General features: G+C 55.9%; 18 protein-coding genes. 9 read left to right on the top strand and 9 right to left on the bottom strand.

Annotated features, from left to right (window positions below; translation table 11 throughout):
• Nucleotides 1-70: 70 nt before the first annotated feature.
• The 8 genes from ACJJI1_RS07255 to rpmE all read right to left on the bottom strand — a co-directional run bounded on the left by ACJJI1_RS07255 (nucleotide 71) and on the right by rpmE (nucleotide 6,381).
• The gene (locus ACJJI1_RS07255; RefSeq protein WP_444958964.1) at nucleotides 71-757 is read right to left on the bottom strand and encodes an LrgB family protein; all 687 of its coding nucleotides are present in this window, start codon (nucleotides 755-757) and stop codon (nucleotides 71-73) included.
• Complete coding sequence (locus ACJJI1_RS07250) at nucleotides 754-1,140, bottom strand: CidA/LrgA family protein (protein ID WP_444958963.1); 387 nt, start codon at nucleotides 1,138-1,140, stop codon at nucleotides 754-756. The genes ACJJI1_RS07255 and ACJJI1_RS07250 overlap by 4 nt, the downstream gene beginning before the upstream one ends.
• A gap of 36 nt (nucleotides 1,141-1,176) precedes the next feature.
• Complete coding sequence (locus ACJJI1_RS07245; RefSeq protein ID WP_444936976.1) at nucleotides 1,177-1,668, bottom strand: disulfide bond formation protein B; 492 nt, start codon at nucleotides 1,666-1,668, stop codon at nucleotides 1,177-1,179.
• A complete protein-coding gene (locus tag ACJJI1_RS07240) occupies nucleotides 1,665-2,267 on the bottom strand; it encodes an acyl carrier protein phosphodiesterase (protein WP_282930664.1) in 603 nt (200 codons plus the stop codon). Before ACJJI1_RS07240 ends, ACJJI1_RS07245 begins: the two co-directional genes overlap by 4 nt.
• 34 nt (nucleotides 2,268-2,301) lie before the next feature.
• Nucleotides 2,302-3,930, bottom strand: a complete 1,629-nt coding sequence (gene gshA, locus ACJJI1_RS07235; RefSeq protein WP_444958962.1) for a glutamate--cysteine ligase — start codon at nucleotides 3,928-3,930, stop codon at nucleotides 2,302-2,304.
• A 40-nt stretch (nucleotides 3,931-3,970) separates the two neighbouring features.
• Entirely contained in the window at nucleotides 3,971-4,402 is a 432-nt protein-coding gene (locus ACJJI1_RS07230; RefSeq protein ID WP_444958961.1) for a hypothetical protein, read from the bottom strand.
• Nucleotides 4,403-4,532: 130 nt separating this feature from the next.
• Nucleotides 4,533-5,786: a malic enzyme-like NAD(P)-binding protein gene (locus tag ACJJI1_RS07225; RefSeq protein ID WP_108734997.1), complete on the bottom strand. Its 1,254-nt coding sequence runs from the start codon at nucleotides 5,784-5,786 to the stop codon at nucleotides 4,533-4,535.
• Between the two features lie 382 nt (nucleotides 5,787-6,168).
• Nucleotides 6,169-6,381, bottom strand: coding sequence for a 50S ribosomal protein L31 (rpmE, locus tag ACJJI1_RS07220; RefSeq protein WP_108734996.1), 213 nt, complete (start codon nucleotides 6,379-6,381; stop codon nucleotides 6,169-6,171).
• Nucleotides 6,382-6,734: 353 nt separating this feature from the next.
• Between rpmE and ACJJI1_RS07215 the strand changes: the two genes are divergently transcribed.
• The 7 genes from ACJJI1_RS07215 (at nucleotide 6,735) to ACJJI1_RS07185 (ending at nucleotide 15,463) form a co-directional block, all read left to right on the top strand.
• Nucleotides 6,735-8,948 (top strand): primosomal protein N', encoded by a 2,214-nt coding sequence (locus ACJJI1_RS07215; RefSeq protein ID WP_444958960.1) that lies wholly within the window; start codon nucleotides 6,735-6,737, stop codon nucleotides 8,946-8,948.
• A gap of 82 nt (nucleotides 8,949-9,030) precedes the next feature.
• Complete coding sequence (locus ACJJI1_RS07210; protein WP_444958959.1) at nucleotides 9,031-9,609, top strand: SPOR domain-containing protein; 579 nt, start codon at nucleotides 9,031-9,033, stop codon at nucleotides 9,607-9,609.
• Nucleotides 9,610-9,774: 165 nt separating this feature from the next.
• Complete coding sequence (gene hslV, locus ACJJI1_RS07205; protein ID WP_108734993.1) at nucleotides 9,775-10,314, top strand: ATP-dependent protease subunit HslV; 540 nt, start codon at nucleotides 9,775-9,777, stop codon at nucleotides 10,312-10,314.
• Between the two features lie 73 nt (nucleotides 10,315-10,387).
• Nucleotides 10,388-11,704, top strand: coding sequence for an ATP-dependent protease ATPase subunit HslU (gene hslU, locus ACJJI1_RS07200; protein ID WP_282930670.1), 1,317 nt, complete (start codon nucleotides 10,388-10,390; stop codon nucleotides 11,702-11,704).
• A 4-nt stretch (nucleotides 11,705-11,708) separates the two neighbouring features.
• Nucleotides 11,709-12,083: a gamma-butyrobetaine hydroxylase family protein gene (locus tag ACJJI1_RS07195; protein ID WP_413663796.1), complete on the top strand. Its 375-nt coding sequence runs from the start codon at nucleotides 11,709-11,711 to the stop codon at nucleotides 12,081-12,083.
• 265 nt (nucleotides 12,084-12,348) lie between these two features.
• The gene (locus ACJJI1_RS07190) at nucleotides 12,349-13,884 is read left to right on the top strand and encodes an alkaline phosphatase (RefSeq protein WP_444958958.1); all 1,536 of its coding nucleotides are present in this window, start codon (nucleotides 12,349-12,351) and stop codon (nucleotides 13,882-13,884) included.
• A gap of 16 nt (nucleotides 13,885-13,900) precedes the next feature.
• Complete coding sequence (locus ACJJI1_RS07185) at nucleotides 13,901-15,463, top strand: alkaline phosphatase (RefSeq protein WP_444958957.1); 1,563 nt, start codon at nucleotides 13,901-13,903, stop codon at nucleotides 15,461-15,463.
• Between the two features lie 55 nt (nucleotides 15,464-15,518).
• Here the strand turns inward: ACJJI1_RS07185 and ACJJI1_RS07180 are convergent, their stop codons facing one another.
• Nucleotides 15,519-16,331: a CHAD domain-containing protein gene (locus ACJJI1_RS07180; RefSeq protein ID WP_444958956.1), complete on the bottom strand. Its 813-nt coding sequence runs from the start codon at nucleotides 16,329-16,331 to the stop codon at nucleotides 15,519-15,521.
• A gap of 123 nt (nucleotides 16,332-16,454) precedes the next feature.
• Between ACJJI1_RS07180 and ubiE the strand changes: the two genes are divergently transcribed.
• Together ubiE and ACJJI1_RS07170 are read left to right on the top strand one after the other, a co-directional pair.
• Nucleotides 16,455-17,204 (top strand): bifunctional demethylmenaquinone methyltransferase/2-methoxy-6-polyprenyl-1,4-benzoquinol methylase UbiE, encoded by a 750-nt coding sequence (gene ubiE, locus ACJJI1_RS07175; RefSeq protein ID WP_108734987.1) that lies wholly within the window; start codon nucleotides 16,455-16,457, stop codon nucleotides 17,202-17,204.
• A gap of 55 nt (nucleotides 17,205-17,259) precedes the next feature.
• Complete coding sequence (locus ACJJI1_RS07170; protein WP_444958955.1) at nucleotides 17,260-17,889, top strand: ubiquinone biosynthesis accessory factor UbiJ; 630 nt, start codon at nucleotides 17,260-17,262, stop codon at nucleotides 17,887-17,889.
• Nucleotide 17,890 lies beyond the last annotated feature (1 nt).

Below are 17,890 nucleotides of genomic sequence, written 5' to 3'. Positions count from 1 at the left end.
GCAGAGTGTGATCTACGCCAGAATACAACGATGCCTGCGGCGATCTTCGGTGGAGCAAATCTAGGGTGTTTTAACCACTGATAATGAGCGGCAAAATCAGCGCTGTGAGCGCACCGCAGGAACCCATCGCCAATGCTGCACAGGCGCCGCACAGGGCGCTGATTTCTAATGCTCGTGCGGTCCCAACCGCGTGGGCATTGATGCCGAGTACGATACCAATAATACGCTCATCGTGAATATTGAGCCTACTCATTAGAGCTGGGCCAGCGATAGCACCGACCACCCCGGTCAAGACCACAATAGCTGCAGTGAGGCTGAGAGAAGCGTGGATTGTTTCCGCCAGGGCCAATGCGATGGGTGTGGTAATAGATTTGCCGCTCAACGCCAATAGCACTGACTTGCCCGCGCCAAATACCAAGGCGATTAATACTGCTATAACCGGGGCCAAAATCGCACCCACAAAAATAGTGACAAGTAGCGGCCAGCCGGCTTTGCGGATAATCACTAGGTTTTGTTTGAGAGGGACAGCCAGGGCAACAACTGCTGGCCCTAGCAAGCTGTACAGTAATGCACTGGAGCCCTGGTAACTCTCATAGGGGATATGGAGAACACTCAATGTTATTGCGGTCAAAATGCTAGCGCTGATAATAGGGTGCAGCAGAACAGTCTTGTAGCGCCGGTAAAGGGTAACGCCGATAAGAAAAGCTATGACATTCAAGGGCAATACAAAGACTGGGTTCGCCAGAAATTCATTCACTTTCCATTACCCCCAGAGCGAATCAGCAGTTTTTTTAGTAGCTGTGCGCAAATAGCGATACTGATCAGTGTGCCAATCACAATAGCGGCGATAAGGGCTAGCCAGTCGGATAGAGTCAGGCCCTGGAAAAAAAATACCCCGACAGCCGCCGGTAGCAATAACAGCGGCAATAGGTAAAGCAGTTGTGAGCTGACTTTGGCAAGGCCTGCGGGAGCCCCACCATTGAACACGAGAATCACCAGTAGCATCAGCATCCCTATGACAGATCCCGGAATGGGTAGTGACAGGCTTGAGCTGGTGAAATTGCCCAGCCAGGTACAGGCAACCAGAATGGCAGCTCCCCCCAGCCAGCCGAGTATGTTGTGCAGCGTGGATTTTGACATGTAGGAGATGGCGGCCGGTAAAGCCTCCGGAGATTGTTAAGCTCTGCGGAATGCTTGCCAGCCACCGAACAGGATCAGACCGGCAAAACCGATAGCGGCCCAACCGGGGATGCTCAGGCCCATCATGGTCCACTGTACTTCAGCACAATTGCCATCGCCGCTCAGCAGCGCCTTGAGCACATCGGCCATCGGGAAAACTTCAATCATATAGCTGACGCTTGGACCACAGGCCGGTACCTGGTCTTCCGGCAGGCTTTGCAGCCACAGCTGGCGACCGGCAAAGTAGAGACCGCCCATTGCCCACAGGGATACCAGCAGGCCGTAGACGCGACGGCCAATGGTGGCAGGGTTGTGCAGGAATGCGATCAACGAAACTATACCAACACCCAATAGCATTACCCGCTGGGTAATACACAATTTGCAAGGCTCCAGCCCCTGCACGTACTCGAGATAAAAGGCGGAGCCGAGTAAAAAGGCCACCATTAGGAAGACCAAAAGAAAAGTGATGCGCGGGTTGGGTAAGGTCATGGTAATTCGGGTCCTGAATAGTGCTGTCGAAAGCGGTTCGCTTCGAGATTCAAGTCGGTTAATAGTTTATTGAAATTGCTTTCCAGTTTGTTCCGCCCGGCGATAAGTTCAGGCAGTAGCTCCTGCAGTGCTACCGGGCGACGTAACCGCTGCCCAACCCGCTCCAGGGTCAGCTCGATTACCCGCTCCTCGCGGTAACTTTGCAGCAGTTTAATTTGCTCGGCGCGCTCAATAAATGCCATTGCGCGTGGCGGAATATACCGGCTGTCGAAATGAAAGTCTCTCCAACAGCGCCGGCAAAACTCATCCAGCGCTTCAGGGTGCCACTGCTGCCAGTTTTCTGCCAACAGGTGATCAAACCATATATCCAGTGCGATACCGGCATAGCGACGCCAGCGCGGGTCCAGTTGTGCCAGGGCATCCCGGTAGGCCGGGTGAGCATCGGTGATGGCATCGATGCGACGGTGCAGGCGAATACCATGCTCAATATCCGTTGGCCAACTGTCATCCAGGGGACCTTTAACAAAGTCCCCCAGGAGCCCGCCCAGTCGCCAGCGCGGTTTGGGCCCGGACAGTAACAGGTGTGCCAGATAGTTCATAAGCCTCGCTCAGGCTGCGGCACTGTATCAGCCGCTAGTCCTGGCAACAGTTGTATTGGGCATAGTAACGGCTCAGGAATGTTTCAAAAGTACCGCTATCCTGCGCTTCAATTTCTTTTTGCTTGAGCAGTGAGGTTTCTGCCTGCTGTAAGAAGTCTTGCAGATAGTTGCTGTCCAGGGGGCGCTCTAGGAAGTAGCGGCGGTGCTGTTCGGCTTTATCCATAGCCCACTGGGAAAAGGTAATGTTTTGTTCGCGCATCTCTGCCAGTATCTGCTGTGCCGGTGTGAGGATATCCCCTTTCACCTTGGCCTTCTGCACGCCCACTGAGCCGCGGTATTGCGAGCCGCCCCAGGCGTTATCCAGCAGTTCTGCCACTGAGTCGACCTCTTCCAATAACTGGGTGGCCCAGTCGCTCAGTTTGCGCTCGCCACCGTTATCCAACAGCGTTAGTTCCGGTTCGTGACCCCGGTAGACGATACGCTGTTGGTTCTCCTGGGTACTGCGGTAATCGGCATCACTGGTTTTGGGGCTGTCGGTGAGAAGGCAGTGCAATAGGAAGCTATCGAGAAAGCGCATCTGCTGGGCATCAATTCCCAGGGGGGCGAAGGGGTTCAGGTCGAGACAGCGCACCTCAACATATTCGACACCGCGATTATCCAGGGCAGACAGCGCTGTTTCGCCCCGTTTGGCGGGGTTCTTGGGGCGGATCGGTGAGTAAAACTCATTCTCGATTTGCAGTATGCCTGTGGACAATTGCTGGTAGTCGCCGCCTTCATTTTTAACCCCCATTTCCTGGTAGGGGCCGTAGGAACTGCTGATCGCTGAACAGAGCGTCGATAAATAGCTGCGCAGGTCGTTGTAGCAAACCACCAGTGACTGCTGCACGTTGCTGTTGTAGCCCAGGTCGCCCATACGCAGGGACGTAGCGTGGGGCACGTGCAGAGTGTGGTCATCCCCATTGAAGGGCTCAAGATTGTGCTCGCGGCCATCGACAAAAGAAGCGCATACCGCAGGTGCGGCGCCAAATAGGTAAATCAGCAACCAGTAATTGCGGCGGAAATTGCGAATTAGATCGAAGTAGCGACGGGTTTTAAAACTCTTTAAATCCTCACTGCTGCCTTCGATTTCATGCAGCCACAGCCAGAACTCTTCAGGAAGCGAAAAGTTGTAGTGGATACCGGCAATGGTCTGCATGGCTCGGCCGTAGCGCAGCCCCAGGCCCAGCCGGTAAATAGTTTTCATTGTGCCGCTGTGAGAGCTGCCGTAGCGGGCAACGGGAATATCTTTATCTTCGCCAATCGCACAGGGCATGCTGTTAACCCACAGGCGCTCGTCACCGATCTGGTTGTAGGTGTAGCGGTGGATACGGTCCAATACCTGTAACGCTTCCTCTGGGGTCGCTACTGGCGGCGTAATAAATTCCAGTAGGGCCTCGGAGAAGTCGGTAGTAATACTTTCATGGGTAAGTGCGGAGCCCAGTGCTGTGGTATGCGGCGTTTGCGCAAGGGCACCATCGGGAGCGACACGCAGGCTCTCTTTCTCGACACCGCGGAGGATGCCTTTGAGCAGTTGGGCTGGTTTGGCTTGCGATAGCGCGGCCAGGTGGGAAATGGGCACTCGAATCTCCTTGGTACTACCGGAACGCTTCTTTATCGCTGCCATCTCGGGCGACTCTCTGTGCCGGTGCTGAATGTTCTGGCGCTCAGGCGGCGGATTCAGATTTGTGTTCGTCAGGCTGTGCGGGCGTTTCAGCGGGCGCTGGTTCCGGGGCAACCTCAGGCGCTTCTTCCGGTGCGACTTCAGGCGCAGGCTGGGGTTCTATCTCCGGGTTGGCCTGCTCTGGCAGTTCCTCAGGTATTGAGGGGGTGATTTCAGGGTCACCCTGACTCTCATCACTTGATACCGGTGCTAGAGCTTCCTCGGGGATCTGGGGGTGCCCCTTAATGCTGAGTTCGCACAGCAGCAATTCAATGCGTAGGCTCACATTGCGAGTATTGGCCTCGAACATCTGGTTGATAGCGACATCTTTATGCTCGCTGCGAAACAGTTTGTTCGGCTCGCGGCCATCGGTCCATTCGCCGCTTTTACTCAGGAACTGCTGGTGCTGATTGGTCAGCACGTACACATGACTCATTATGTTGGGCAACTTTGATGCTGTGACAGAAAGGCAGTTTAGCGACGGGGGCTTTATGGCTCAAGAACTCCGTTAGAGCGAAAGCGGTAAATGCCTGCTCTAACGGGTTAAGTGAGGAAATCTGTGATCTTTACAGGGTTTCCAGGGGATAGTTGTCCGGGTAGGGCAGGCGCGCACAGCCACTGTCTACGGCGGCTCGTGCTACGGCCGAAGCCACTTCAGGTAGTAAACGCGGGTCGGTTGGCTTGGGCAGGATATAGTTGGGCCCGAAGCTGAGTTCGATGCCGCCATAACCTTCGCGCACTGAATCCGGCACCGGCAGGTGGGCAATTTTGCGGATCGCCTCGATCGCTGCCAGTTTCATCTCTTCATTAATGCGCGCAGCGCGAACATCCAGGGCACCCCGGAAAATAAACGGGAAGCAGAGGACGTTGTTAACCTGGTTCGGGTAGTCGGAGCGGCCTGTGGCCATAATCAGGTCGTCGCGCACACTGTGAGCCAGCTCGGGTTTAATCTCCGGGTTGGGGTTGGAGCAGGCGAAGACCACCGGTTTTGGGGCCATGCGCTGTAGCTGCTCGGCGGAGAGTAGGTCTGGGCCGGATACCCCGAGGAATACATCCGCACCGGCGATGGCATCGTCGAGGGTGCGCATATCGGTATCCCGCGCCCACTCACCTTTATAGGCGTTGATATCCGTTCGACCCGAGTGGATAACCCCGCGGCTGTCGAGCATGGTGATCTGCTCTTTGCGCGCTCCGGCAGCCAGCAGCAGTTTGCAGCAGGCGGTCGCAGCGGCACCTGCGCCCAGGCAGACCATATGCACTTCACTAATTTTCTTACCCTGAATCTCCAGAGCATTGAGCATACCGGCAACGGTCACAATGGCGGTGCCGTGCTGATCGTCGTGAAAAACCGGTACCGGGCAGCGCTCGATCAGGGTCTCTTCAATATGGAAGCACTCGGGCGCCTTAATATCTTCGAGGTTGATACCGCCGAAGGTGTTGGCAATTGAGGCCACGGTCTGAATAAATTGTTCCGGGCTGCTGGCATCAACTTCGATATCTACTGAATTGATATCGGCAAAGCGTTTAAACAGCAGTGACTTGCCTTCCATCACGGGTTTTGAGGCCAGCGGGCCCAGATTGCCGAGACCGAGAATGGCACTGCCATTGGAAATAACTGCTACCAGATTACCTTTGCCGGTGTATCGATAGGCTGCTTCTGGGTCCTTGGCAATTTCTCGCACCGGTTCGGCGACGCCGGGGCTGTAAGCCAGGGACAGGTCTTCCTGGGTTTCGGCAGGGGTCGTCAGTTCTACTGAAAGTTTGCCGGGACTGGGGAGCGCGTGGTAATCGAGCGCTGCCTGGCGCAATGAATCCGTCATTTGGGGGCTTTTCTCTCGAATACTGTGGACAACACTTAAGTGTTATCCCGGTTACTGCGGGGGCCAGAGAATAACCGAGGGAAGCTTGGCGCTACAAGCGTGAAAATCTGCAATATGTGGTACGGACTTCTATTTTTATCGTGCTTATCGACGATTTTCGGGATAAATAGCCGCAATATTTTGATTTATAAGGATAAAATGGTCGCCAATAGCGGTAAGGTTAAGCGATTCAAGTCGATTTTGATTTTGTACACAGACGCTTACGGCTGCTGGATATGATGGGGAATGAATAGATACAAAAAAGGCACCATCACAGTGCGAGGTGCCTTTTTGGAATGGACCCTGCCGCAAGCGGCGGACCCACTCGAGCGAAGAGCCCGGATTATTTGCCGATACGGCTGCCGAAACGCTTCTTGAAACGGTCAACACGACCACCAGTGGTAGCCTGCTTCTGCTTGCCAGTGTAGAAAGGGTGGCACTGGGAGCAAACGTCGATTTGCAGGTCTTTGCCCAGAGTGGAACGGGTTTTTACAACATTGCCGCAGGAACAGGTAGCGGAGATGTCGGTGTAGTTAGGATGGATATCTGCTTTCATGATTGCCTCTTTTCGAAACCGCCACTCGATCTTTTGCCGAGCACGGCATCGTCATTGGTGCAGGAACCAGTATGGTTCCAGGCTGTTTAAAAAGTCGGCGCATACTATCAGATTAATGTCGCGGTTCAAGCACAATTGGGTGGCGAAATAACTGAGGATGGCCACTTGTTAGCATTGCACAACAGCTTTGATAACAATTGGTCCCACTAATTCCTCTGTGACGCGTAAGTCGCCAATTCGGCCTTACGGAGTTATTCAGAGGCTCCTTAACAGTCATTATCCCCGACGAAGCCCTGCAACTTGCCACATCTGCCATTACACTAGCGCCTTTTGCTTGAGTGAGTGGGGGCCAGGTGCAGGAGTCAGTCCAACAGAGAGTCATTTTAAGGCTGGCAGTGCCCGTGCCCCTGAGGCGCTTGTTTGACTATTTGCCGCCAGAGGGACTGTCGCCGGAGTCACTGCGGCCCGGCCAGCGTCTCTGGGTGCCCTTTGCCGGGCGCAAGTTGGTGGCAGTATTGTTGGATATAGTGCAGGAGTCGCCGCACAGCAGTTTGAAGCCTGCGCTGGAACTGGTGGATTCGGAGGTTCTGTTTGGTGATGGCAGCCGCAAGCTGCTGTCCTGGATTGCCGACTATTACCAGGCGCCCCTCGGCGAGGTCTACGCCGCTGCCCTGCCCGTGGCACTGCGCAAAGGCAAGCCGTCTGATCATTGGGCGGAGCAGTGGCTTCAGCTCACGACAGAGGGAAAGGGCTTACCGGAAACTGCACTGGCGCGCGCTCCCAAGCAGCAGGTTCTGTTCCAGTTGCTGTTGAGTGATGGCAAGCAGAGCCGAACCCACCTTAAGACCCTCGGCCACAATACCCCCGTGATCCGCGCCCTACAGGATCGCGGCCTGGTGGAGTGGATTCCAGGCCCTACCGTACCGGCGCCGCTACCCGCAGCAGAGAGTACACCGGCTCCGGAGCTGAACAGCGAACAGCAACAGGTGCTCGACAGTATCGATTGCAGCGGCTTCTCTGCCTCACTACTGGAGGGCACTACCGGCAGCGGCAAGACCGAAGTTTATCTGCGCCTGATGCAGCGGGTCCTGGATAGTGGCCGCCAAGCATTGTTACTGGTGCCGGAAATTGGACTTACGCCGCAAACGCTGAGGCGTATTGCCGCACGATTTCCCAAGCACAGTATCGCAGCGCTGCACTCTGGCTTGGCCGACGGCGAGCGCGCTCAATCCTGGTTGGCGGCAGCGGGTGGGCAGGCAGATATTGTGATCGGCACCCGCTCAGCCATTATGACGCCCCTGCCCAGGCTCGGCGTTGTGATTGTCGATGAAGAACACGATGCCTCTTTTAAACAGCAGGACGGTGTGCGCTATTCGGCCCGGGACTTGGCCGTGGTTTTGGGGCGCAATAATAATGTGCCGGTGGTTTTGGGTTCGGCCACGCCTTCTCTGGAAACCTTGCACAACGCTCTGAATGGGCGCTATCAACACCTGCGTATGCGCTATCGAGCCGGTGATGCCAAGCCGCCGCAAATTCACGTAGTACCGACACTGCGGGAGCCTTTGGAAGAGGGATTTTCTCCCCAGGTGCTGCGCCATATCGGCGATACACTTGCGCGGGGTGAGCAGGCCCTGGTGTTTATCAATCGGCGCGGCTTTGCCCCTGCGCTGACTTGTGATGATTGCGGCTGGCTGGCGGACTGCCCGCACTGCTCGAGCAAGCTGACTATGCACCGGCGGCAACGCCAGTTGCGCTGCCACCACTGCGACTACCGCCGCCCGTTGGTTGATAGCTGTCCACAATGTCACAGCCGTTCGATCTCGGCCCTGGGTGCCGGCACGGAACGCAGCGAGGAATTACTGGCCCGTCGCTTTGCCGACTACCCGGTGATACGTGTGGACCGGGATACCACGGCGAGCAAACAGGCGCTGGATAAACTGTTAGCACCGGCGCGAGAGGGCGAGCCCTGCCTGTTGTTAGGAACACAGATGCTGGCCAAGGGGCACCATTTGCCCAAGGTCACTTTGGTAGTGATTCAGGATGCCGATGGCGGTTTGTTCAGTGCAGATTTCCGCGCGCCAGAGCGTACCGGTCAGTTACTGGAACAGGTGGCGGGCCGTGCGGGGCGCGGCAGTCTCAGTGGGCGGGTATTGGTTCAGAGCCGCTTTCCCGAGCACCCGCTTTTACAATTGCTGCTGGAAAAAGGCTATGGCGCTTTTGCGCGCCAGTTACTGAGGGATCGCACGGTTGCACAGTTACCTCCCGCGAGTGCTATGGCACTGGTGAGAGCGGAGTGTGAAGAGCCTGGTTGGGCTGAAGAGTTTCTACAAAATGCGCGACTCTTTATGCAGTCCCTGGCACCCCCATCGCCACAGATCCAATATCTGGGGCCGGTGCCGGCACTACTGGAACGCAAATCCGGGCGCTTCCGATTTTATATTCAGGTCACCGCACAAAACCGAGCCCACTTACAGCCACTGCTGGCGCGAGTGTGTGCCTGGGCGGAGGGCAATAAAAATCGCCGCCTGCGCTGGGCTGTGGATATGGATGCGCAGGAATTATCGTGAATATGCGCTGGGTTACGCGCCTGGCACTAAATTGGCGGTACAATTCACAAACCGCTAAAACCTTGCAGGGAAGAAATTTTCGATGAGCCGTCGCACCAGTAATCGCCGCAGTAAAAAAGCCGCAGGCAAACCCGCATGGGTTTGGTTTGTCCTGGGGAATTTTGTCGGTGGCTTTGCGGTGGCCGTACTGTTTCTTCAGGGCATGGACAAGGACAGCCAAGGAATAAGCAGCATTAAGCCAAAGGCGGTGCAGCAGCGAGAGGAAACATCGCCTCAACCGCGTTTTGATTTTTATACAAAATTAAAAGAAAACGAAGTCACGGTACCCCCGCCCAAAGTGGCACAACCGGCGCGCCGCAGTGACTCCACCAACAGTTCCCAGAACAGTAGCTCATCGGAACCCGATCGCAGTACCCCGGCACAGGTATATATCCTGCAGGCGGCGTCGTTTCGCGATGCCTCTGAAGCGGAGCGCCTGCGCGTTGAGCTGACCCTGGCCAATCTGGATGTCAAAGTGGAATCGGCCACCGATAACCGGGGTACCTGGCACCGGGTATTGGTGGGCCCTTACAGCAACCGCTCCCGGATGGCCAAAGCGCGCCAGACACTGGCTGAGCATCGCCTGATGCCGCTGGTGCTAAAACGCTCGGCGACCCAGTGACCATCAATTCCGTTTATTAAGGTGTGTTGCCCCACTCAGTAATTGTGACCTCTCTTATTGAAATCGGCGCGAACCGTCCTCACTTACCTAGTCTGAAGACAATTCCCCGGCGCGGGCGCCTCGATGCCCGCTGCCAGAGTACACGCGCAATCCGAGAGGTCTCCATTGGAACAGTATCGCGGAACTACTATTTTATCCTGTCGCCGCAACGGCAAAGTTGTGATTGGCGGCGACGGCCAGGTGTCCATGGGCAACACCGTTATGAAAGGCAATGCGCGCAAGGTGCGCCGCCTGTACAAAGATAAGGTTATTGCCGGTTTTGCCGGTGGTACTGCTGACGCTTTCACCCTGTTCGAACGTTTTGAAGCCAAGCTTGAGGCCCACGGTGGCCAGCTGACCCGCGCCGCTGTGGAGTTGGCCAAAGATTGGCGTACCGACCGCGCCCTGCGCCGCTTGGAGGCCCTGCTGGCGGTAGCTGATTCCACTGCCAGTTTGATTGTGACCGGTAATGGCGACGTGATTCAGCCGGAAGACGACCTGATTGCTATCGGTTCCGGTGGCCCCTTCGCCCAGTCGGCAGCCCGCGCGCTGCTGGACAATACCGATATGGATGCCCGCTCTATTGTGGAGCAGGGGCTGAAGATCGCCGGCGATATCTGTGTTTACACCAACCAGAACCACACCATCGAAGAACTGGCTTATTGATTACCGGGTACACCCTAGAGTGACCGGCTGGCGGGCTGTTTAGGCCCCCGCAAGAATTTTTGCAGGAATTTGTATGTCCCAAATGACACCCAGAGAAATTGTCCACGAACTCGACCGCCATATTGTCGGCCAGCAGGAGGCCAAGCGTGCGGTAGCCATTGCGCTGCGCAACCGCTGGCGCCGTATGCAGGTTAGTGAGGACCTGCGCGCCGAGATCACGCCGAAAAATATTTTGATGATCGGCCCTACCGGCGTGGGCAAGACGGAAATTGCCCGCCGCCTGGCCAAACTGGCGAACGCGCCCTTTATCAAGGTAGAGGCGACTAAATTTACCGAAGTGGGTTATGTCGGTCGGGATGTGGAGTCGATTGTCCGCGATCTTGTCGAGATGGCAGTGAAGCAGGAACGCGAGCAGGCTATGGCTGGTGTTGAGCAGCGCGCCATGGACGCCGCAGAAGAGCGCATCCTCGATGCCCTGCTGCCGCCGGCGCGCTCCACCGAGCCCACCGATAAGGATTCCAGCACTCGCCAGCTGTTCCGCAAGAAGTTGCGCGAAGGTGATCTCGATGACAAAGAGGTTGAGGTGGATCTGGCCGCTGCGCCCATGGGCGTAGAAATTATGGCCCCTCCCGGTATGGAGGAGATGACCAACCAGCTCCAGGGCATGTTCTCCAATATGTCCCAGGGCAAGACTCGCAAGAGCAAGCTGCCGGTCAAGCAGGCCCTCAAGCAGCTCACCGACGAGGAAGCGGCCAAGCTGGTCAACGACGAAGATGTTAAGACCCGTGCGATCCGCGCTGCCGAACAGAATGGCATCGTGTTTATCGACGAAATCGATAAGGTTGCCAAGCGTCAGGAGAGCGGCGGTGCCGATGTTTCCCGCGAAGGGGTACAGCGCGACCTGCTGCCACTGATTGAAGGCAGCACGGTTAACACCAAGTACGGCATGATCAAAACCGATCACATCCTGTTTATTGCCTCCGGCGCCTTCCACCTATCCAAGCCCTCGGACCTGATTCCCGAGTTGCAGGGTCGCCTGCCCATTCGCGTGGAATTGAATTCGCTGAGCTCCGCAGATTTCGAGCGTATCCTCACCGAGCCGTCCGCTTCCCTTACCGAGCAGCAAAAAGCATTGCTGGCCACTGAGGGGCTGGAACTGCAATTTAGTGAAGACGGTATTCGCCGCATCGCGGAAGTGGCTTTCGAGGTGAATGAGCGCACCGAGAATATCGGTGCACGCCGTTTGCATACGGTATTGGAGCGCTTGCTGGAGGAAATTTCCTTTGATGCGGGCGATGGCAATACTTCGCTGAACATTGATGCCGCCTATGTGGACAGCCATCTGGGCGAGTTGAGCCAGAACGAAGACCTGTCGCGTTTTATTTTGTAAATCAATGAAACCGCAAAAAATCCGATTAAATCGCGCAGAGAAAAGCCTGCATCTGGTATTTGGCGATGCTGAATTTACCTTGCCGGCAGAGTATCTGCGCGTCTACTCCCCCAGCGCCGAGGTGCGTGGCCACGGTGCCAGTGAACCGGTGCTGGTCAGTGGCAAAATGCATGTGGGTATTGATACGGTGGAGGCGGCTGGCCGCTATGCGCTAAAAATCGATTTCGACGATGGCCACGACACCGGTATTTTTACCTGGGAGTATTTGCACGAACTAGCTGAAAACTATTCGTCCAACTGGGAGGCTTACCTTCAGCGTCTGCGCGATGCCGGCCAGGGCCGCGACCCGGATGAGAGTGTGGTGAAGTTTATCGGCTAGTGGCAAATTGATCGGTAATGACAACCGCTCCCCAGGGGGCGGTTCCACCTTTCTCTCTCTTAATATCTCCCCACTCTTCTCAATAATTTATTACCGAAATAATTAACTTTTGGTACGGCTGCACCAAATATTGTCGCTTCTAGGTAGTTCTTTGATATTCATTGATTTTCAGAGCAAAGATATTAACAACGTAACCGGCGCGTAATTCTTTTGTCACATTTTGGAACTCTAATGCTCGCCAAATTAACGAGTTCCGGAGGCCCCCATGGCAAAAACAATTGTCCGCGCACTGAGCGCCTTTTGTCTGATTCCTCTCGCTTCCGCTGTTTCAGCGGCAACCCTGCCCGACTACCAAATCAATAGTGCCTGGTACACGGAAAGTGCTGACCGATTGGAAGAGCGCGCTTCGCTTTCCCGCGAGGCAAAAACTGCGAAGAATGTAATTCTGTTCGTCGGCGATGGAATGGGCATTTCCACACTAACCGCCGCCCGTATCCTTGAAGGCCAGCTTGTCGGTGAGAGCGGCGAAGAAAATGCGCTCTCCTTCGAAGAGTTTCCGCATACCGCACTGATCAAAACCTATAACACCAATCAGCAGACCCCGGACTCTGCCGGTACCATGACCGCGATGATGACCGGAGTAAAAACCCGCGCCGGTGTAATTAATATCGACGGCGATGCACTGCGTGCTGACTGCGCCAGCACTGAGGGTAAGGAATTAAATACCTTCCTGGAGATGGTGGAGAGCCGTGGCAAGGCCACCGGAATTGTTTCCACCGCGCGCCTGACTCATGCCACGCCTGCAGCCACTTACTCGCGCAGCCCGGAGCGCAACTGGGAGTATTCCGCCGAGGGTGATTGTTCCGATATCGCCTCGCAGATGGTTGAGGTGTCTGCCGGCGACGGTATCGATGTCATGCTCGGCGGTGGCCGCCGCAACTTTGTTACCACCGACAACGACGGTAGACGTGAAGACGGCCGCGACCTGACCAGTGAATGGCTGGAGCGCTATGACGGCGAGCAGACCGCTGTGTACGTAGAGAGTGGCTCCGAGCTGGAGGGCGTCGATATTGTCTCCACCGATAAGTTATTGGGGCTCTTCACCAGCAGCCACATGAGTTACGATGCGGACCGCATTGCCAAGGACAGCGATGAGCCGAGCATTGCCGAGATGACTGATACCGCCATCGAGCTGTTGGAAAAAGACAGCGATGGCTACTTCCTGATGGTAGAGTCCGGGCGTATCGACCACGGCCACCACGCCGGTAATGCCTATAACGCCTTGCACGATGCCATCGCCTTTGCGGATGCGGTACAGGTTGCTTTGGATAAAGTGGATCTTGAAGACACCTTGATCTTGGTGACCGCCGACCACAGCCATGTGATGACTATCGCCGGCTATCCGACTCGCGGTAACCCGATACTCGGTAAAGTGGTTGAGAATGACAGCAGCGGTGCCGCAGAAGCGGAAGAAGGTCTTGCTGCGGACGGTAAACCTTACACCACCCTGAGCTATGCCAATGGCCTGGGTTATGCCGATTTAGGTGAAAATACCGACGCGGATGAGCGCTACGATATCGCCGCCGATACTGGACGCAAGGATCTCTCCGGCGTGGATACCGAAGCGCCGGGCTTCCACCAGGAAGCAATGGTGCACCTGGAGTCTGAGAGCCATGCGGGCGAGGATATCAGCTTGCACGCTATCGGCGCCGGCGCCGAGCGGGTACAAGGTAGCCTGGAGCAGAGTGCAGTCTTCCACGTGATGACTGCTGCGACCGACCTGTCGCTGACAGAAGAATAACTGGGGGTAATTCACCATGAGACATTTTAAGAAAACAGTACTGGCTTTCTCTGTCGCCCTACTGGCCACCGCCTGTAGCGACGACAACTCAAACTCTGACGACGTAGTGGAATTACCCGAAGAGGAGCATGTCGGTGTTTCCTCTGCGCAGAGCAACAGCAGCTGGTTCCAGGAAGCCCAGCAGGCGATCGAAGAGGCGAGCGCTGTAGAAATCAACAACACCCCCGGTGCCGCCAAGAACATTATCCTGTTCGTTGGTGATGGCATGGGTATCTCCACAGTGACCGCCGCCCGTATCCTGGCGGGTCAGCAGCAGGGCCTCGATGGTGAGGAATACCAGCTGAGTTTTGAGAAGATGCCGTTTGCCGGTCTGGTCAAAACCTACAACACCAACCAGCAAACCCCGGATTCTGCCGGCACTATGACCGCACTGGTAACCGGGGTTAAAACCAAGGCCGGTGTATTGAGCGTTGCCGAAAATGTTGCGCGCGGCGATTGTGCTGCCAGTCTTGAGTACCCGCTGACGACGGCAATTGAGCTGGCTGAAGACCTGGGCAAGAGCACTGGTATTATTAGCACCGCGCGTATCACCCACGCCACCCCGGCGGCTACTTATGCCAAGGTGCCTGAGCGCGGCTGGGAGGAAGCAGCCCCGGATGGCTGCACCGATATCGCCGCTCAACTGATAGAGTTTGAAGCCGGTGATGGTATCGATGTGGTGATGGGCGGTGGCCGTCGCAACTTCCTGCCCAGTGATATTACCGATATCGAAGGTGAAGCGGGGCGCCGTGAAGATGGGCGCAACCTAGTGGATGAGTGGAAGGCCCGTTACGACGACGGTATAAATAATATTGCCTACGTTGAAGACACTACCGCTTTTGAAGCCGTAGACGCTTCTGCAACTGACAAGTTGTTCGGCCTGTTTAATTCCTCACATATGGAATTCGAGGCTGTTCGCGAGGACGACAAAGCCGGCGAGCCCTCCCTGTCAGAGATGACCGCTAAAGGTCTCGAGATGCTGCAGAAAAATGAGGACGGCTACTTCCTGATGGTGGAATCCGGTCGTATCGACCACGGTCACCACGCCGGCAACGCCTATCGCGCGCTGACCGATGCGGTGGAATTTGCCGAAGCGATTCAGTACGCCATGGATAATACCAGTGCAGAAGACACCCTGATAGTTGTTACTGCGGACCACAGCCACGTGATGACTATCGCCGGCTACCCCACTCGCGGTAACCCGATTCTCGGAAAAGTGATTGGCAATGACGGCAGTGGCGAAGCGGAAACCTCCCATGCCCTGGCGGAAGATGGCCTGCCCTACACGACTCTGAGCTATGCCAATGGCCCGGGCTACAGTGCCGGTGATAGCGGAGCGCGTCCGAGCCTGGTGAGCACAGATACTGCTGCCCTGGATTACCAGCAGGATGCCCTGATTCCCATGAGCAGTGAATCCCACGCGGGTGAGGATGTGGGTGTTTGGGCGCGCGGACCGGGTGCGCACCTGGTGAGCGGCACCAACGAACAAAACTTCCTGTTTCACGTAATGGCGCGCGCTGGCGGATTATTGGAACAGTAATTCCATCAGCTGTCGGTGTGGATGGCATGTTTATCCACATCGACACTTCCCCCGGTCAGATCTTGAATTGAGGCTTGGAGAAAAGCGCCCCACAGAGTGCTTCGGTCTTTTTCATTAGTAGGCTTTGTCGGTGCCGGATAATTTTTAGCACCGTACCAAACTCACTTTGCAGCTTGCCTCCCTGAGTGATTACCAGCCGTGCCAGCAAATGGAGATCACGCCAGTCACCCAGAACTTCTCCCAACTCCTTTAGTGACTTGCAGTGCTCGCCCACAGTGAGCGGATAACGCTTCCTCAATAAGCGGCTCTGGTACCAGTGATCCTTGGCTCTTTTACGCAATAGATGCAGGCGGTTTGCATTTTTGTGCCTGCGTACTTTACGCCATGCACTTGCGGCTTTTCGGTAGCCGCGCAGGTAACCGGCTTCCGCATCATGCCAGCCGAGCTGTTCAAGCGGCCACGATGGAATTCTCATTTGACCTCTATCGAGGAGTTTCAATGCCTCTTGAACTGCTGAGTGGTTTTGCTCTGCCTGGATCAGTTCGTCGAGGAGATGGTGTAACCGGTGAAAGTGATGTGGTGGTGCCAATCCCAGTAAAGCGATGCGCAGTGCTGTGAGGTCGCGGGTGTGGGCCAGAGTGTTTGCCAATTTTCTGTAGTGGGTATTTTCACGCTGAAAAGTGCTAATGATTTGTGGGCGGACCAGGCGCAGTAGCGCGCGAATTTTCTTGCAGCGTTTGCGCAGTTCGTGGACGGCAGTTTCCCCTCCGTTGTGGCGCAAGTATCCGTTTGCCGCCGTTACTTCTGCCTGGGCGATAGATTTGATTTGCTCGGGAAAAGGAGAGTCACATTGGAATTGGTAGCTCATAGAACAGTCCCGGGTGATCCCACTAAATTTTAGTGGTTTCTGCTCTGCTTGATTTCAAGCGGTGCCCCACTGGCCCCGGCAATGTACAATGGCCTTTTAAAGTTTTCGCTCAGCAGGCATAGCATGAAGGATCGCAAGACCACCCACTTCGGCTACCAGGAAGTGCCGGTGGAAGAAAAGGCCGGTCGTGTGGCAGAAGTGTTCCACTCTGTAGCAGCCCGTTACGATGTAATGAACGACTTGATGTCTGGAGGTGTTCACCGCCTCTGGAAGCGCTTCACCATCGAATTATCCGGGGCCCGACGGGGCCAAAGTATTCTCGATATCGCCGGGGGTACCGGTGACCTCACCGCGCGCTTCTCCCGTATTGTGGGTGCCAGCGGCCAGGTAGTATTGGCGGACATCAATGAATCGATGTTGCGAGTGGGTCGCGATCGCCTGCTCGACCGGGGAATCGCCGGCAACGTGGTGCCGGTGCAGGCGGATGCCCAGTACCTGCCATTCCCGGACAATACCTTTGATTGCATCACGATCGCTTTCGGCCTGCGCAATGTCACCGATAAGGACCTGGCACTGCGCTCCATGTTGCGCGTGTTGAAACCCGGTGGCCGATTGTTAGTGCTGGAGTTTTCCAAGCCCCAGTCGAAGCTGTTGGAGAAAGTCTACGATCAGTACTCTTTCCGCCTGTTGCCATTTATGGGCAAACTGGTTGCCAATGATGCGGACAGCTATCGCTACCTGGCGGAGAGTATCCGCATGCATCCAGATCAGGAAACCCTCAAGGGGATGATGGCGGATGCCGGTTTTGTCGATTGTGAATTCCACAATATGACCGGCGGAATTGTCGCTTTGCATCGGGGCATCAAGCCCTAAGAAACTGCATAAGCCCATTTTTTCTCTGAGCGCAGGCACGAGGCCATAAACCGCCATGAGCGACCCCACTTTTCGCGCGGGCTTTGATGCCGCGCTGGAAACCACAATTAATGCTGCTCTCCAGTATGACCCGGCGACACGCGAGCGCCTTTCCGCACTGGATGGGAAAACCATGGCGCTGGATTTAACCGCCCCGCAACTACAGTTTTGCCTGTGTATCGAGGGTGACCAGGTGCGGGTGCGCCAGCACTGGGAGGGGGAAGTTACCACCCAGTTGAGCGGCTCAGCGCTGTCTTTTGTACGCCTGATCAAAGACCCGGATGCAACTCCTGCCGGACTGGGGGTGTCAGTGAGCGGCTCCAGTGCCCTGCTGGCAGAACTGCAATGGATCATGAGTGACCTGGATATCGATTGGGAAGCGCCGTTGGCGCAAGTGGTTGGCGATATTCCCGCCCACTCAATTGGCAATGTCCTGCGCGATGCTGCCCGCTGGTTGGGAGGCAACCTGAATCGAGCGCCTGAAGTGGCGGCAGAGGCTATCAGTGAGGAGTGGCAGCTGACTCCACCCCAGGCCCAGTTCGAAGCATTTGTCGAAGACCTGGCTGAGGCCTCTCTAGCTGCTGAACGGCTCGAGGCGCGCGTACGCTTGCTGGAAGAACAATTTTCCCGCAGGGAGGCCGAGTAGT

Source organism: Microbulbifer maximicatervae (SeqCode), assembly GCF_052467065.1.
The sequence above is the reverse complement of the archived record's forward strand: the minus strand, read 5'-3'. Positions and strand labels throughout refer to the sequence as shown.

What these genes read in the sequence shown, in the direction of transcription:
- ACJJI1_RS07250 (WP_444958963.1), bottom strand. Translation starts at nt 1,140, where the DNA reads ATGTCAAAATCCACGCTGCACAACATACTCGGCTGGCTGGGGGGAGCT.
- ACJJI1_RS07245 (WP_444936976.1), bottom strand. Translation starts at nt 1,668, where the DNA reads ATGACCTTACCCAACCCGCGCATCACTTTTCTTTTGGTCTTCCTAATG.
- ACJJI1_RS07240 (WP_282930664.1), bottom strand. Translation starts at nt 2,267, where the DNA reads ATGAACTATCTGGCACACCTGTTACTGTCCGGGCCCAAACCGCGCTGG.
- gshA (WP_444958962.1), bottom strand. Translation starts at nt 3,930, where the DNA reads ATGGCAGCGATAAAGAAGCGTTCCGGTAGTACCAAGGAGATTCGAGTG.
- ACJJI1_RS07230 (WP_444958961.1), bottom strand. Translation starts at nt 4,402, where the DNA reads ATGAGTCATGTGTACGTGCTGACCAATCAGCACCAGCAGTTCCTGAGT.
- ACJJI1_RS07225 (WP_108734997.1), bottom strand. Translation starts at nt 5,786, where the DNA reads ATGACGGATTCATTGCGCCAGGCAGCGCTCGATTACCACGCGCTCCCC.
- rpmE (WP_108734996.1), bottom strand. Translation starts at nt 6,381, where the DNA reads ATGAAAGCAGATATCCATCCTAACTACACCGACATCTCCGCTACCTGT.
- ACJJI1_RS07210 (WP_444958959.1), top strand. Translation starts at nt 9,031, where the DNA reads ATGAGCCGTCGCACCAGTAATCGCCGCAGTAAAAAAGCCGCAGGCAAA.
- hslU (WP_282930670.1), top strand. Translation starts at nt 10,388, where the DNA reads ATGTCCCAAATGACACCCAGAGAAATTGTCCACGAACTCGACCGCCAT.
- ACJJI1_RS07195 (WP_413663796.1), top strand. Translation starts at nt 11,709, where the DNA reads ATGAAACCGCAAAAAATCCGATTAAATCGCGCAGAGAAAAGCCTGCAT.
- ACJJI1_RS07190 (WP_444958958.1), top strand. Translation starts at nt 12,349, where the DNA reads ATGGCAAAAACAATTGTCCGCGCACTGAGCGCCTTTTGTCTGATTCCT.
- ACJJI1_RS07185 (WP_444958957.1), top strand. Translation starts at nt 13,901, where the DNA reads ATGAGACATTTTAAGAAAACAGTACTGGCTTTCTCTGTCGCCCTACTG.
- ACJJI1_RS07180 (WP_444958956.1), bottom strand. Translation starts at nt 16,331, where the DNA reads ATGAGCTACCAATTCCAATGTGACTCTCCTTTTCCCGAGCAAATCAAA.
- ubiE (WP_108734987.1), top strand. Translation starts at nt 16,455, where the DNA reads ATGAAGGATCGCAAGACCACCCACTTCGGCTACCAGGAAGTGCCGGTG.
- ACJJI1_RS07170 (WP_444958955.1), top strand. Translation starts at nt 17,260, where the DNA reads ATGAGCGACCCCACTTTTCGCGCGGGCTTTGATGCCGCGCTGGAAACC.